This window comes from Streptomyces sp. NPDC056061 (genome assembly GCF_042266885.1).
In the GTDB taxonomy this organism is placed as follows: domain Bacteria; phylum Actinomycetota; class Actinomycetes; order Streptomycetales; family Streptomycetaceae; genus Streptomyces.
Genome location: NZ_JBHJWQ010000020.1, coordinates 138,938 through 154,354 on the forward strand (window position 1 = coordinate 138,938; position 15,417 = coordinate 154,354).

The 15,417-nt window shown below is 73.3% G+C and carries 11 protein-coding genes; 6 read left to right on the forward strand and 5 right to left on the reverse strand.

What is annotated here, in order from left to right:
* The first annotated feature begins 66 nt into the window (after window positions 1-66).
* From ACFC79_RS26030 to ACFC79_RS26040, 3 genes are all read left to right on the forward strand, one after another.
* Window positions 67-1,440 (forward strand): SWIM zinc finger family protein, encoded by a 1,374-nt coding sequence (locus ACFC79_RS26030; protein ID WP_376244364.1) that lies wholly within the window; start codon window positions 67-69, stop codon window positions 1,438-1,440.
* A complete protein-coding gene (locus tag ACFC79_RS26035; RefSeq protein WP_376244367.1) occupies window positions 1,437-4,124 on the forward strand; it encodes a DUF6493 family protein in 2,688 nt (895 codons plus the stop codon). The genes ACFC79_RS26030 and ACFC79_RS26035 overlap by 4 nt, the downstream gene beginning before the upstream one ends.
* A 225-nt stretch (window positions 4,125-4,349) precedes the next feature.
* The gene (locus ACFC79_RS26040; protein WP_376244369.1) at window positions 4,350-5,804 is read left to right on the forward strand and encodes a GNAT family N-acetyltransferase; all 1,455 of its coding nucleotides are present in this window, start codon (window positions 4,350-4,352) and stop codon (window positions 5,802-5,804) included.
* Here the strand turns inward: ACFC79_RS26040 and ACFC79_RS26045 are convergent.
* The gene (locus ACFC79_RS26045; RefSeq protein WP_376244372.1) at window positions 5,746-7,041 is read right to left on the reverse strand and encodes a trans-sulfuration enzyme family protein; all 1,296 of its coding nucleotides are present in this window, start codon (window positions 7,039-7,041) and stop codon (window positions 5,746-5,748) included. The two genes, ACFC79_RS26040 and ACFC79_RS26045, sit on opposite strands and share 59 nt — an antisense overlap.
* A gap of 59 nt (window positions 7,042-7,100) precedes the next feature.
* Here ACFC79_RS26045 and ACFC79_RS26050 point away from each other — a divergent pair, with 59 nt between their 5' ends.
* Both ACFC79_RS26050 and ACFC79_RS26055 read left to right on the forward strand, forming a co-directional pair.
* A complete protein-coding gene (locus ACFC79_RS26050; protein WP_376244375.1) occupies window positions 7,101-7,607 on the forward strand; it encodes an Lrp/AsnC family transcriptional regulator in 507 nt (168 codons plus the stop codon).
* A 38-nt stretch (window positions 7,608-7,645) separates the two neighbouring features.
* The gene (locus ACFC79_RS26055) at window positions 7,646-9,331 is read left to right on the forward strand and encodes a DUF885 domain-containing protein (RefSeq protein ID WP_376244378.1); all 1,686 of its coding nucleotides are present in this window, start codon (window positions 7,646-7,648) and stop codon (window positions 9,329-9,331) included.
* 240 nt (window positions 9,332-9,571) lie between these two features.
* Here ACFC79_RS26055 and ACFC79_RS26060 read toward each other — a convergent pair whose 3' ends face one another.
* From ACFC79_RS26060 to ACFC79_RS26075, 4 genes are all read right to left on the reverse strand, one after another.
* Window positions 9,572-12,748, reverse strand: coding sequence for an AAA family ATPase (locus ACFC79_RS26060; RefSeq protein WP_376244381.1), 3,177 nt, complete (start codon window positions 12,746-12,748; stop codon window positions 9,572-9,574).
* The gene (locus tag ACFC79_RS26065) at window positions 12,745-13,911 is read right to left on the reverse strand and encodes an exonuclease SbcCD subunit D (RefSeq protein WP_376244384.1); all 1,167 of its coding nucleotides are present in this window, start codon (window positions 13,909-13,911) and stop codon (window positions 12,745-12,747) included. The genes ACFC79_RS26060 and ACFC79_RS26065 overlap by 4 nt, the downstream gene beginning before the upstream one ends.
* 140 nt (window positions 13,912-14,051) lie before the next feature.
* Window positions 14,052-14,204 (reverse strand): hypothetical protein, encoded by a 153-nt coding sequence (locus tag ACFC79_RS26070; protein WP_376244387.1) that lies wholly within the window; start codon window positions 14,202-14,204, stop codon window positions 14,052-14,054.
* 62 nt (window positions 14,205-14,266) lie between these two features.
* The gene (locus tag ACFC79_RS26075; RefSeq protein WP_376244390.1) at window positions 14,267-14,893 is read right to left on the reverse strand and encodes a YigZ family protein; all 627 of its coding nucleotides are present in this window, start codon (window positions 14,891-14,893) and stop codon (window positions 14,267-14,269) included.
* Between the two features lie 58 nt (window positions 14,894-14,951).
* On the opposite strand from ACFC79_RS26075, the gene ACFC79_RS26080 reads away from it, so the two are divergent.
* Window positions 14,952-15,359 carry a CoA-binding protein gene (locus tag ACFC79_RS26080; protein ID WP_376244392.1) on the forward strand — a complete coding sequence of 136 codons (408 nt, stop codon included), beginning with the start codon at window positions 14,952-14,954 and terminating at the stop codon, window positions 15,357-15,359.
* The last annotated feature ends 58 nt before the right edge of the window (window positions 15,360-15,417 follow it).

A 15,417-nucleotide genomic window follows, 5' to 3' on the forward strand; every position in this document is an offset into this window, starting at 1 on the left:
ACCTGCGGCACGGTCCCGGGCGGCGGTCCGGGACCGATTGTCAGTGGTGAGTCCTACGGTTTTCTCATGACCCGATCCTTTCAGGCGTTGGCGTACGCACGCCCGTCCGCCCTGGAGTCCTCGACGACCGGGCGGCTCCTCGGTCTGGAGACCTCCGGCGGGCGCACGCCCCGTGGCAGTGAGCGCCATCCGCAGTTCTTCTCCGGATTCCTCACCTCTCCGAGCATCGCCGCGCGCGGCCTGCTGGCCGTGGCGGACGTGGCGTCCGCCCGCTATTACCAGCGGGCCCTGCCCGCATCGCTCGATCCGGTGGTGACGGGGAACGGCGACCGGTTGCGCTTCGAGTCGTTCTCCGGCTGCTGCGGCGTGTACGCGCGTCTCGACGTGCTGCGGGAGGGCCTGGACGGCGCGGAGACGGGTCACGGCACGACGAACGTGGATGTCAACCATCCACTGCGGGAGGCGCTCTCGCGGATGACCGGTGACGATCCGCTGCACCTGCGGGTGGGGCCGGACGAGTTGGCCGTCACCACCCTGGACGGGCCGGTGGTGGAGAAGAAGGTACCCCTGCCCGACCGGTGGCTGCGCGGCTTCGCGGAGGCACAGGTGGTGTGCGCGGGCTTCGACCTGCGGGCCGAGCTGCCTGCCGCGGAGGCGGTGCGGTTCCTGCGGTCGCTGCCGCGCACGTCGGGCAACGCCTCGCGGGGAGCGCGCTGGGTGGTTCCGGCCGGGAAGACGCTGCGGCCCACGACCCGGCCGGTGGCGGGTGCGGTGTGTCTGCCGGGTCCCGAGCGACTGGTGGCTCTGCAGCGGGTACTGCGTCATGCGACGTCCCTGCGGGTGTACGGGCCGGTCGTCGACGGGGCGGCGACCGCGAGCGCCTGGGAGGTGGTGCTGCCGGGCATGCGGCTCACCCTGACGCTGTCGCCCGAGGCCGCTCGGGGCTTCTCCGGCGAGGGAGGGGTGCTCGACGCGCTGGCCACCGACGACGCCGCGTCCGACGCCGAGTTGGTGTCGGTGCTGCTGGCCTGGGAACCGCGCATCGAGCCCGCCGACCTCGCGGAGCAGTCGGGGCTGACGGTGGAGCGGGTCCGGGCCGCGCTCACCCGGCTGGGGACGGCGGGGCAGGTCGGCTACGACCTCGCGGATGCCGCCTACTTCCACCGCGAGCTGCCGTACGACGCGGACCGCGCCGAGCGGCACAATCCACGCCTGGTCGCGGCCCGGCAACTGGCCGGCTCCGGTGCCGTCGTGCTCGACGGCGAGATGGCCGCCGTGACGTCGGAGGAACGCCGCTACCGGGTGAGGGAGCAGGACGGGGTGCTCAGCTGCACCTGCCGGTGGTGGGCCGACCATCGGGGCCGCCGCGGCCCGTGCAAGCACGCGCTGGCCGTCCGGATGGTCCGTCGCGGTGCGCCGGTCGCCGGGGGTGCGCGATGAAGGAATTGCTCACCGCCGTGAGGAACGGGCGCGCGCACGAGGTACCGGCCCTGCTCGAACCGTTGGACCCGGCCGAACGCCGCGCGGCGCTGACGGAGTTGAAAGCGCTGCGCAAGGAGGTGCGCGACTGGCAGTGGCAGGAGCAGCAGAAGGCCCACAGGGCTCTGCTGGTGGCCGGGGCGGGCTGTCACACCGGAGCGGCGAGCTGTGCCTCCTGGCTCGGCAGCCGGGATCTGCAGGGCTGGGGCCGGCCTTCGCACGGTCTCGTGGTCCAAGCGCTGAAGGACCGTGATCCCGCCTGGCTCGCCGATGTCGCGCACCGGCTCGCGGCACGGCCGACCACGGCGGAAATCACCTACGAGCTCATCGCCGGCCTGGTGCGGCTCGCACAGTGCCCGGTCCCCACCACGGAGGGCTTCACCCGCGGCTGGGCGGATTCCGTTTCACGCGCGCCGTGGCGGCAGCGCAGGACCCGACCGCTGACCGACATACTTCGCACCGACCCGTTCCTGCCGGTACTGCTGCCGCTTCTCTTCGAGTTGCCGGAATTGCCGTCCTCGGTGGTCTGGTACGCGGACGACGAGAACAACCCGTGCCAGTGGCCCGTGGCGCTGGCCGTCCTGGTGGACGAGGGGCTGCTGGAGCGGTCGGCACTCATCGACCACGCCGTGTCGAGGCTGCTGCGGGGCGGGAAGCCCGGGGACCTGCGCTTCTGCCTGGAGGTGCTGCGACGGCTCGCGCTGACCGAGCAGGAGGAGAGCGAACGCTTCGCCGACTGGATCGGCATGGCCGCGGACGGAACGTCCACGGTGGCCGGTCATGCCCAGCAGGTGCTCGGCCGGCTGGACGAACGCGGTGAGCTGCCGGTGCGGGTGCTGGCGGACGTCTCGCGGTCGATGCTGTTCCGCACCGAGAAGAAGCTGGTCCGATCGCAATTGGTGCTGCTCGGCAAGGTGCTGCGTCGCGATCGGTCGGCATCCGGCGAGCTGTTGCCCGCCGCCGCCGATGCCTTCGGGCACGAGGACGTCGGCCTCCAGGAGCGGGCGCTCAAGCTCGTGACCCGGCACCTCCCCGCCGTCGATGACGCGACGCGGGAAGAACTCGCCCTTGCCGCAGAGCACTTGAGCCCGGTGCATCGCGCGGCGGCGGTCGCCGCGTTCGGCGACCTGCCGGATGACCGATCGACGGCGGAGCCGTACGAGGAGATCCTGCCGCCCCCTCCCGCCCTGCGGCCTCTCGGACCGGCGCCGGCGACGCAGGCCGAGCTCGTGGAGGAGGTAGTGGTCCTCGTCAAGGGTTCGAGGTCCGCATTCGCGGCCTTCGACACCGTCGCCTTCGAGCGGACGCTGGACGGGCTGGTGCGCCATGCCCACGCCGACCGGTCGGGACTGTCCGACGCCCTTCGCGAGGCGCTGGCCGGCCAGTGGTGGCTCACGGACGACCACACGTCGCACGCCAGGCGTTGGCTCACCTCGGACGCCCGGATCGAACTCGTCGTGGCCGTGCTGCTCGGCCGGGTGTCAAAGGACGCCGTGAAGGCCGGGCGTGCCTCGTGGGCGGCCGACGGGAGCTGTGTCCATGCCGCACTGGACGGGGTGTACAGGGCCCGGATATGGGAGGCCGCGGACGCCGTGCTCAACGGTTCCGTGCCGTTCCTGCTCGCCGTACCGACATGGCACACCGGCTCACTCGATCCGGCCGAGCTGGTGGACCGGCTGCGGGCGTATCAGCGCCTCGGACTCACCCCTGGCGAGACCGATTTCGGTCAGGCCCTGCTCCGCGTGCGGCGCGACGGCGAGCACCCGGCGGCAGCGGATGCCGCGGCACTCGGCACACCGGAGGGCGACCGGCTGGCGGCGTGGATGCGTGCCGACGAACCACTCGTCCGCACGCACCACTTCGACCTGCGGAGAGAGACGCACACGGCCGGGGGCGCAGTGTCGACACCGGTCTCCTGGACCGGCCGCGCCCTGATGGCCACCGAGGAACATCCGTTCATCCAGCAGGAGTTCCCCCGCGCCTTCCACTGGCTGGGCCGACCGCACTCCCCGGGCCCCGGGCTCTGCTACCACTGGGGCGACCAGCCCGAGTCCTGGCTCTCCACGCTGCCGCAGGACGCCGAGGCGTTGGCCGCCTGGCTCCTGCCCATCCTCTCGATCGGCGCGACCGACGAGATCCGGGGCACCGCCAGGCCGCTGCCGCCACTGGCCGAGCTCGACGCACCCGCAGGCGAGGCCGTGCACCTCTCGGTGGCGTACGGATTGGGGTCCCGGCACCCGGAGGACCGTCTCTGCGCGGTGGACGCCCTGCTGATACTCGCCGCCCGCGGGCAGTTGGACACGGCCCTGCTCGGCAAGGAACTGGCGTCCCTCCTTGAGCAAGGGCTGGTGAAACCGAACCGGCTCGCGGACGCCATGCGCACCGCCGCCACCACCGGGGCGTACAGGACGGCGCTCTCCGTCCTGGCCGTGGTGCTGCCCTGTCTGCTGGCACAGCCGAAGGCCCCCCGCGGGCTGAGCGATCTGCTGGCCGTGGCCGCCGAATGCGCGGAACAGTGCGGCGCGGTGGGGGCCGAGCAGATATCCGGTCTCGCCGAAACAGCTGCCCGCGGCGGCTCCTCGCAGCTGGTACGTCAGGCGGTGCGCCTGAAGACGACCTGGGAGCAGAGGGCGGCGCGGGCGTGACGGCCCGACACCCCGCGGCGGCGTGGGTTCGACGGACCCACGCCGCACGGGGACCGGGCCGCAGACACCCCGGGAGCACGCGGACCCCACCACTCGCCGGCAGGCGTCCCGCCCACCGCGGCACCAGATCACGCCAAATCGGTCGATTATCAACCAGATCCTCACTTAACCCATCGGTCACAAACCGTTCGCGGTCAGGCAACACCACTCGGTCACAGTGAGGTCATGACCGATGTGACATCTGCCGGGTCTCCCCGCCGGTCCCACCACTGGCGGCGGGACGTGATCGAACTGGCCGCGCTGTTCACCGCGGTCGCGGTGGCCGACGCCCTCACGAACCTGATCGGGCACCAGCCGGACGGGCCCTGCCTCCTGGTCGCCTCGGCAGTGGCCCTGGCGGCGACGGCCGGCTTTCACACCTGGTGGGGGCGGCGGCACAGCCACGCCCCGCCCCCGACCGATGGCGGTCTTCCGGATGAGGGGAGCGGTTCGATCACCCCCTCCCGCCACGCCGTGACCGGCAACGACGCGTTCGTGCGCGTGTCCACCGCCTCGGCCGCGGAGCCGTCCGCCGGTGTCCCCGACCGTACCGAGGACACGGTGCTGTGGCGGATGCGCACCACGGTGCGGGATGCCCCCGGCAGCCTGGCGGCGCTGTGCGCCACGCTCGCCCGGCACCGGGTCGACATCCTCACCCTGCAGACACATCCGCCTGCCCAGGGCTCGGTCGACGAGTTCCTGCTGCGCGCGCCCGCCGCGCTCCCGGCCCAGCAGTTGAGCCGGGCGGTCTCCGCCGCCGGGGGCGGCTCCGTCCGGATCGAGCGGGCCGACACCCGCGACCTGGTGGACATCCCGACCCGGGTGCTCGGTCTCGCCACCCGCACCGCACTGGACGCGGCCGAACTCCCCCTGGAATTGCGTCAGTTGCTGGGTCGCTGCACGATCCGTTCACTGCCCGCGGTTCCCGTCGCCGGCCATGCGGCCGAGGGGATCGTGCCGGTCGACGGCGTACTGGAGGAGCACGTGATGCGGTTGCGCGACCCGTCGGGAGGCGTCATCACCGTGGAACGGCCGTATCTCCCGTTCAGTCCGGTCGAGTTCGCCCGGGCACGCGCCCTGGTGGAGCTGGACGCCCGGCTCGGCCCCCGCGTACCGCGCGGCGCACATGTGCTCACGCTGCCCGAGGGCGACGCGATCACCGTGCGCCGCGCGGACGGTGGCGACCTCGCCGCCGCCCGCGCGATGCACGGGCGCTGCTCCGAGGAGACCCTGCGCCTGCGCTACCACGGCCCGGTGCGCGACGTCGACCGCTACCTGGATCACCTGCTGAGCCCCCGCTTCGGCCGCACTCTGGCCGCGCAGACGGCCTCCGGCCGGCTGGTCGCCCTCGGCCACCTGCTCTGGGACGGGGACGAGACCGAGGTCGCCCTGCTCGTCGAGGACGAGTGGCAGCGGCGCGGGATCGGCTCCGAACTGCTCGCCCGCCTGGTGGCTCTCGCCGGCGAGGCCGGCTGCACGAACGTCTACGCGGTCATGCGGGCGTCCGACACCGGCATGGTGGCGGCGATGCGGGCGCTGCGCCTGCCGCTCGACCACCAGGTCGAGGAGGGCACCTTGGTGGTCACCGCCCGGCTGGACGCGGCTGGGGCTCCGCTGCCGTACCAGCAGACGGGCCGCTGACGTCCCCGACGTGCTGACCGTGGTCGGGCGGACCGGCGTCCGCGCGACCGCGGTCACCGTGCGGTGCCTCGTCCGCCGCGTCGCAGCTCAGGGCCCGGCGCAGGTCGGCCCACAGGTCCTCGACGTCCTCCAGCCCCACCGACATGCGCAGCAGCCGGTCGCCGACCCCGGATGCCCGCCGGTCCCCCTGGTCCACGATGCGGTGGCTGATCGAGGCCGGGTGCTGGATGAGGGTGTCGACGCTGCCGAGGCTGACGGCGGGCGTGATGAGGCGTACTGCCGAGATCACCCGGTGCGGGTCCCCGTACACCTCGAACGAGACCATCGCCCCGCCCAGCTTCGGGTAGTGGACCCTGGCGACGCGCGGGTCGGCCGCCAGCCTGCGGGACAGTTCCGCGGCGCTCGCTGAGGCCGCCCGTACCCGTACCGGGAGGGTGGCGAGACCGCGCAGCAACAGATATCCGGCCATCGGATGCAGCACACCGCCGGTGGCGAAGCGCACCTGGCGCAGACGTGCCGCGAACTCCTCGTCGCAGGCGACCACCCCGCCCATCACGTCGCCGTGGCCGCCGAGGTACTTGGTGGCGCTGTGCAGCACAATCCGTGCGCCGTGCTCGACGGGCCGCTGGAGCACGGGCGTGGCGAAGGTGTTGTCGACGAGCAGGGGCACGGAACCGCAGGAGTGCGCGATCGCCCGGATGTCGATCTCCGTGAGCGTCGGATTGGCCGGCGTCTCCACCATCACCAGACCGGTCTCCGGCCGGATCGCGTCGGCGATCCCCGCGGGGTCGGTCCAGGTCACCTCCGTCCCCAGCAGGCCGGCGCCGAGAAGGTGGTCGCTGCAGCCGTACAGCGGGCGGACGGCCACCACATGGCGCAGCCCCATGCTCGCCCGGACCAGCAGCACGGCGGTGAGCGCCGCCATTCCACTGGCGAACGACACGGCGCTCTCGGCGCCTTCGAGCCGGGCGAGGGCGGTCTCGAAGCGGGCCGTCGTCGGATTGTCGAGACGTGCGTAGACCGGTGGTCCGTCGAGCCGGGCACCGGTCGCCGCGAACGTGTCGATCCGCTCGGCCTCGGCCCTGGAGTCGTAGGAGGGGTAGGTGGTGGACAGGTCGATCGGCGGGGCGTGCAGACCGAGTGCCGCGAGGTCGTCGCGGCCGGCGTGCACGGCTTCGGTGGCCAGCGCCCTGGACCGGGGGGTCGTCGAGGGCGTCGCAAAGGAGTCGGTGTCCATGGCGCCACTCTGAACATCCACCGGGACCGGTACCGGAACTCCCGTGTTACGTTCGGCACATGGCTGATTCGGTCGTTCTCGATCCGGTGGATCTGCATATTCTGCGGCTGTTGCAGAACGATGCCCGGACCACCTACCGGGAACTGGCCGCCGAGGTCGGTGTCGCGCCGTCGACCTGTCTGGACCGGGTCGCCAGGCTGCGGCGCTGCGGCGTCATACTCGGCCACCGGCTGCGCCTGGACCCCGCGCGGATCGGCCGCGGGCTGGAGGCGCTGCTGTCCGTGCAGGTCCGCCCGCACCGCCGGGAGCTGATCGGCCCGTTCGTCGAGCGGATCAGGGCACTGCCGGAGTCCCGCGCGCTCTTCCACCTCACCGGGCCCGACGACTACCTGGTCCATGTCGCGGTCGCCGACACCGCGGATCTGCAGCGTCTGGTGCTGGACGAATTCACCTCGCGGCGCGAGGTTGCCCGGGTGGAGACCCGGCTGATCTTCCAGCAGTGGGAGTGCGGCCCCCTGCTGCCACCGGCCGCGGACCGGCCGGGACAGGCCCCATACCCCGAATGATGATGACGCGGAGGCCCCCGGCGTATGAGGATGTCCGCATGTCAGATATTGCCGGCAGCGCACTGCCCCGCCAGGTCGCCGACGCCTACGTCGACGCATTCATCGAACTCGACCCGATCTCCGGCACGTACCTCGGTGTCGCGGAGAGCTCGCGCCGCCTTCCCGATTTCTCCCCCGCGGGGCAGGAGGCTCTCGCCGAACTCGCCCGCACCACCCTGACGAAGCTGGACGCCGCCGAACAACTGCCCGGGGCGGACAGCGAAGCCGAGCGGCGTTGCGGGCGGCTGCTCCGCGAGCGTCTCACGGCGGAGCTCGCGGTGCACGAGGCCGACGAGAGCCTGCGCACGGTCTCCAACATTCACTCCCCGGCGCACAGCATCCGTGAGGTGTTCACGGTGACGCCGACCGAGACCGACGAGGACTGGGCCGCGGTCGTGGACCGGCTGCGGGCGGTTCCCGCCTCGCTGGAGGGCTACCGCGCATCGCTCGCGCTCGGTCTGGAACGCAAGTTGTACGGCGGGCCGCGGGCCACGGCGACGTTCGTCGGTCAGCTCGACGAGTGGGCCGGCAGCGACGGGACCGGTTTCTTCCAGGAGTTCGCGGCACGCGGTCCGGCGTCCCTGCGCACCGATCTCGACGAGGCCGCCGGGCGGGCGACGGAGTCGGTGGCGGCACTGCGCGACTGGATGCGCGACGTGTACGCCCCGGCCGTCGAGGGCGCGCCGGACACGGTGGGCCGTGAGCGGTACGCGCGCTGGTCGCGCTACTTCAACGGCACCGATCTGGACCTCGACGAGGCGTACGCCTACGGCTGGTCCGAGTACCACCGGCTGCTCGCCGAGATGAGGACCGAGGCCGAGAAGATCCTGCCGGGCGCCGGCCCGTGGGAGGCGCTGGCCCATCTCGACGTGCACGGCAAGCACATCGAGGGCGTCGACGAGGTCCAGACCTGGCTGCAGGGCCTGATGGACGAGGCCATCGAGGCGCTCGACGGCACACACTTCGAACTCGCCGAACGCGTACGGAAGGTGGAGTCGCACATCGCTCCGCCCGGCGGCGCCGCTGCTCCGTACTACACGGGCCCGTCCGAGGACTTCTCGCGCCCCGGCCGCACCTGGCTCCCCACCATGGGCGAGACCCGCTTCCCCGTCTACGACCTGGTCTCGACCTGGTACCACGAGGGTGTGCCCGGGCACCACCTGCAGATCGCCCAGTGGACGCACGTCGCGGACAGCCTGTCCCGCTACCAGGCGTCGATCGGCCAGGTCAGCGCCAACTGCGAGGGCTGGGCTCTGTACGCGGAGCGGCTGATGGACGAGCTGGGCTTCCTGCCGGATGCCGAGCGCAGGCTCGGCTACCTGGACGCGCAGATGATGCGGGCCTGCCGGGTGATCGTGGACATCGGCATGCACGCGGAGCTGGAGATCCCGGCGGACTCGCCGTTCCACCCCGGCGAGCGGTGGACTCCCGAGCTGGCCCAGGAGTTCTTCGGCAACCACAGCGGCCGTCCTGCCGACTTCGTGGAGAGCGAGCTGACCCGCTATCTCTCGATGCCGGCCCAGGCCATCGGCTACAAGCTGGGCGAACGCGCGTGGCTGCTCGGCCGGGAGAACGCCCGCAAGGCGCACGGCGACGCCTTCGACGCGAAGGCCTGGCACATGGCGGCGCTCTCGCAGGGGCCGCTCGGGCTCGACGACCTCGTGGCGGAGCTGTCCAGGCTCTGACGTCCGCTGCTTTTCCTCCCGCTGCCCGGACGGGCCGCGGGAGGAGGACGCGTCCGGGCCGGCGGTCCGCCGTCCGTGGGCACGGAACGAACGCACACGACCGGGGAGCCGCCGCGCGGCATTCTTCCGCTCGCGGGCCCGGGGGCGCGGCCGTCACCGGGGCGGGGCGCCCGGCCGACACGCGCGCCTCCGTTCCCCGCCCCTCCCCATCACCCGCCGTCAGCCGTCAGCCGTCAGCCGTCAGCCGCCGAGCGGGCCCGGCGCACGGTGCCTCACCACCGACCCGTCGCGCTCCTTCACCACCTCCAGCTGGGCGGGGATGCGGCGGCGCAGATCGGCCACGTGGCTGACGATGCCGACGCTGCGGTCCCGTTCGCGCAGCGAGTCGAGGACGTCGAGCACCTCGTCGAGCGTCTGGTCGTCCAGACTGCCGAAACCCTCGTCGATGAAGAGGGTGTCCAACCGCACACCACCCGCCTCGTCCGTGACGACATCCGCGAGGCCGAGGGCGAGCGCGAGCGAGGCGAAGAACGTCTCGCCGCCCGAGAGGGTCGCCGTGTCGCGCTCACGGCCGGTCCAGGCATCGACCACGTGCAGGCCGAGCCCCGCCCTGCGACCGCCGCTGCGGGCATCGGAATGGACCAGCGTGTATCGGCCGGAGGACATGCGTTCCAGTCGCGCGGTGGCCGCGGCGGCCACCTGTTCGAGCCGTGCGGCCAGTACGTAGGACTCCAGCCGCATCTTGCGTTCGTTGTCCGCGGAGGTACCGGCGGTGAGGCCGGCCAGCCGGGCCACTCGGTCGTACTCCTCGCGCAGCGGCCCGAGCCCGCGCACCTCGTCCGCGGCCGCGCGTGACAGCCGTGCCAGCTCGGCGCAGCGTTCCCGGGCGGCGGACAGCGCTGCCGTGGCGGCCCTCAGCCGCCGTTCGGCGGCGTCGTGGGCGGCCTGCGCGGCGGCCACGGCGGCCGGGGGCGCGTCGGCGGCCTCCCGGGCCGCGGACTCGGCGAACCGATCGGCGACAGCCGCCGATTCGGACTGCCAGGCATCGACCAGGTGTTGCAGCCCGCGCTGCTCGGCATCGGACAGCAGGCTCGCGGCGGCGAGCTGCGGGGTGTCGAACCCGGCCCGGAACGCGGCGTCCGCGAGCCGGCCGTCGGCCGCCTTGCGGCGCTCCGCGGCCACCTCCTCCTCGCGTACCGCCCCCACGGCCGCGGCGAGCAGTCCGGCTCTCCGCTCCAGCAGCGCGGCATGCTCGGCGACGCTCGCGCACGCGCCGCGCGCAGCCGTCAGGACGTCTTCCAGCGCGGCCTGCTCCCGGTCCAGTCCCTCCCGCAGGGAGGTCCGGGCCGCTGCCCGGCGCTCGGCCTGTCGCAGCTCCTCCAGCCGCTCGGCCTGCTCCCGTTCGGCGGCCGCGAGTGCCTCGCGAGCCGCGTGGGTCCCGGCGGCGGCGCGGTGCGCCTCGGTGTGCCGACGCGTCAACCGGTCCACCAGGGAGGCGAGTCCCTCGACGGTGGGGTCGGCGGCGAGGTCGCCGGAATCGGGATGGGGCGTCACGTCACCGTCCTGCGGGCGGGCCGGGCCCGCGATCCCGGGCGCCGCCGACTCGGCGACGGCGTTCCCGGGCGCCCGCCCGGCCCCGGCGGGCTCGGCGGTTTCGGCGCCTTCCCTCGGCCGCGGCACGGCCGAGCGCGCGGCGGCCAGCGCCGCCAGATGCTGCTCGCGCAGGATCCCGAGCTCGCGGTCGGCCTCCGAGAGCGCTTCCTCGGCCCGCCGGTGCGCTTCGAGGGCCCGCTCCTCGGTGGCCCGGTCGACGTGGCCGTCGGCCGGGCGTGCGGGATCGGGGTGGTCGGTCGAGCCGCACACCTTGCAGTGCTCGCCCTGCCCGAGTTCCGCGGCGAGTTCCGCGGCGATGTCGCGCAGGCGCCGCTCGCGAAGCTCCAGCCACTCCTCGTGCGCGCCGAGGGCCCGCTCGCGGGCGGCGGTCAGACGTCCTTCGGCGGCCGACACCCGGAGGGCCAGCGCATCGCGACGGCGGGCCGCGTCGAGTCGTGCCCGGGCGGGCTCCAGCCGTCCCGCGAGCTGCTCGGCGAGGGTCGCGGCGTCCTGGGCCTCCTCGATGCGTGCCCGCAGGTCGTGCCGGGCCGTCTCCCAGCCGGCCAGCCAGCCCTTCGTCTCGTGGATGAGTTCGTCGTCCGCCCCGGCCTGGCGTTCCAGCCCGGCCCGTTCGGCGTCGATCTGCGTGCTGCGCCGCTCGGCGCGCCTCGCGGCGTCGAGGCCGCCGAGTTCCTGCCGCAGGCCCCGCTCCCGTTCGGCGAGTTGATCGGCACCGGCGTCGGCCAGGGCGCGGGGCAGCGAGGCGCGGGCACGGTCACGGGCGTCCAGCGCCGTGCGGTGCGCCCGTTCGGCCTCCTCGCACAGTTCCAGCGCGGGGGCGACCAGGTCCGCCTTGCGGGCGCGGGCGAGCCGTTCGAGGTGCCGCTCGTGGTCGGGGCGGCCCGCGTCGAGGGCGGCGGCGCGGCGCTGCGTCTCCGCGTACCGCTGCTGGAGGGCGGCGCGTTCGCGTTCGGCGTCGAGTGCCGAACGGGCGGCTGCCTGCCGGCCCTCGCACAGGGACAGTACGCAGGCGGCGATGTCCAGCCGTTCCCGGGCGCCGACTCGCGCCGTCGCGGCCCACTCCAGTACGCCCTCGGCCAGCCCGGGGTCGCCGGGCCGGAGATCGGGCGGCGCCGACTCGCGTCCGGCCGGCCCGGCGGCCTGCGCGATCCGCTGGGCGAGGGCGAGAACACGTTCGTCCCCGGCCCTTGCCCGAGCCTCGGCGCCACGGCGGAGTTCGGCGAGCCGCTCCTCGACGGCAGCGAATCTCCGGGTGTCGAAGAGCCTGCCGAGCAGCTTGCCCCGTGCCTCGGCGTCGGCGCGCAGGAAGCGGGCGAAGTCGCCCTGCGGCAGAAGCACCACCTGGCAGAACTGGTCCCGGCTCATGCCGACGAGCTGGGTGATCTCCTCGCCGATCTCCTGGTGCGAGCGGCTCAGCGCACGCCAGCCGTCCTCGGGGTGGTACGCGCGCAGTCGGCTCCGGGCCTTCTCCGTCGTGAAGCCTCCGCCCTTCTTCTTGGGGCGGGGCTGCGCCGGGCGCCGGGTGATTTCGAGGCGACGGCCGCCGACGGTGAGTTCCAGGGTGACCTCGGTGGGGACGTCCACCGGGGCGTGATCGCTGCGCAGCGATCCGCCGGGGGTCTGGCGGGCGCCCGGCACCGATCCGTACAGGGCGTAGCAGACGGCGTCGAGGACCGAGGTCTTTCCGGCACCGGTCGGTCCGTGCAGCAGGAAGAGCCCGGCCGAGGAGAGCACGTCGAAGTCGATGTCCTGGGTGCCGCCGAACGGCCCGAAGGCGGTGACCGCGAGTCGGTGCAGTCTCACCGGTTCACCTCGCGCAGCGTGTCGTCGACCCGCACGTGATCGAAGGCCCCGCGCAGCACCGTTCGTTCCTGTTCGTCCGCTCCCGCCCCACCGCGCACATGTGCCACGAAGTCCTCCGCGATCTGCTGGTCGTCGCGCCCCCTGAGGCGCTGTGCGTACGAGGTGATCGGGTCGTCGGGGGCCCGGTCGGGCTCGAGAACGAGGCTGAGGGTGTGCGGGAACCGTTCGGCGAGACGTGCCATCGGATCGGCCGGGCGCACCGGGTCGGTGAGTGTGGCCTCGACCCAGGAGCCCCGGTGGTGTTCCAGCGCGGGGTCGTCCAGGAGGCCGTCGAGCCGGCCGCGGAGTCTGGCGAGCGGGCGGGGCACGGGGCAGTCGACGCGTTCGGCGGCGACGGCACCCGAGGCGTCGAGGTCGATCAGCCACATCGTCTTGCGGTGGCCGGCCTCGGAGAAGGAGTAGGCGAGCGGTGAGCCCGAATAGCGGACCCGCTCGGTGACGCTCTGGCAGCCGTGGAGGTGTCCGAGCGCCACGTAGTCGACGCCGTCGAAGACTCCGGCGGGTACCGCGGCCACCCCGCCGACGGTGATGTCGCGTTCGCTGTCGCTGGGCTCGCCGCCCGCGACGAACGCGTGTGCGAGCACCACGGACCTGGTGCCCGCCGGGCGGCTCGCGAGGTCGGCGCGCACCCGGTCCATGGCGGCGGCCAGTACCGCCTCGTGCCCGGTGCGCTCCGCCCCGAGGACGTCCCTGACCAGGGCCGGTTCCAGGTAGGGCAGCCCGTAGAACGCCACCTCGCCGTGGGCGTCGTCCAGGACGACGGGGGTGGCGCACCGGGCCGGGTCGGTCCGCAGGTGGATTCCGGCCTGCCGGATCAGTCCGGCCCCGACACCCAGCCGGCGTGCCGAGTCGTGGTTCCCGGAGATCATCACGGTGGGCACCCCTGCGGCGGCGAGCCGGTGCAGGGCGTCGTCGAACAGTTCGACGGCGGACAGCGGCGGCACGGCCCTGTCGTACACGTCCCCGGCAACGACGACCGCGTCCACCTCGTGTTCGCGCACCGTGGCCACCAGGTGGTCCAGGTAGGCGGCCTGGGCCTCGAACAGGGAGACCCGGTGGAAGGACCTCCCCAGGTGCCAGTCCGATGTGTGCAGAATTCTCACGAGCCGGCTCCACCCTGCGTCATCGTCTTCCTCCGCCCCCGCGCCCCGTTCCGCCGCGCGTCGTGATCGCATCGGGCCGGATCGGATCCCGTCGTCCGCACCGGCCTCGTCGGTACCGGTGAGCACGTCGTCCTCACCGCTCACAGTCTCCCATCCGTGCCGGTCGCCGCCGGGGCCTTCATCCGGGAGGACCGACCGGCGTTCCCGCCGGGAGCCGCTCGGCCGAGCGCCGTCGGACGGGCTGCCGGATCGAGGACGGCCAACAGGTCGCCGCAGGTCAGGAGCCTGGTCATGGGCCGGTCCGCGGTCCGGTACGGCGGACGGGAATCCGGCGCCGGGAGCGGGGTGCCCTCGGTCAGGCGTCCCCGTACGCCTCGCCGCCGAGCTCCAGCCGGGCCTCGCCCGCCGTCGCGTCGGCGAGCCAGCCGCGGAACGACTCGACACCGGCGTCCGGCAGCCCGATCTCGATGACGACGGCATCGGCGTAGCGGACCTCGCGCACCGTGCGTCCGGTGGCCCGCAGGTCGTTCTCCAGCTTGCCGGCGCGCTGGTGGCCGACGGTGATCGTGGCGAGGCGGAAGCGCTGCCGGGTGAGGGTGCCGAGCGCGTCGAGGGCCTCGCCGACCACTCCCCCGTACGCGCGGATCAGGCCGCCGGCGCCGAGTTTCACACCGCCGTAGTAGCGGGTGACGACGGCGACGACGTAGCGCATCTCCCGCCGGGTCAGCATCTGCAGCATGGGGACGCCCGCAGTGCCGCCCGGCTCTCCGTCGTCACTGGCCCGCTGCACGGAGGCGTCGGCACCGATCACATAGGCGAAGCAGTTGTGGGTGGCGGTGGGGTGTTCGGCGCGGACGCGTGCGACGAAGTCCTGCGCCTCCTGCTCGGTGGCGGCGGGGGCGAGCGCGCAGATGAAACGGGACCGGTTGATCTCGGTCTCGTGCACGCCCGCTCGGGCGACGGTCCGGTACTGCTCCTGCATTCGGCCAGCCTATGCCCCGGTCGGGAACGGTCCGCAGCCGCGGTGCGTTGTCCCGATCATGTACGCAGACGCGGAGACCATGCGCAGGATTCTTCTGGACACGGGTGACACCTGGGCCATGGTGGGCCTGTCCGGCAACCGGGCACGGGCCGCCCACGGCGTGGCCGAGGTGCTGCGGCGCTTCGGCAAGCGGGTGATCCCGGTCCATCCGAAGGCTGAGCCGGTCCATGGCGAGCAGGGCTACGCCTCGTTGGCGGACATCCCCTTCCCGGTCGATGTGGTGGACGTCTTCGTCAACAGCGATCTGGCGGGCGGCGTGGCCGACGAGGCGGTGGCTGTGGGGGCGAAGGCCGTCTGGTTCCAGCTCGGGGTGGTGGACGCCGAGGCGTACGAACGCACGCGCGCGGCGGGGCTGGACATGGTCATGGACCGGTGCCCCGCGATCGAGCTTAATTCCCTAGGTTAGACCCACCATTCGCGGTGCGGCTTCATCGGGGTCGACGAAGCCCCGTCCCTCGCAGCGC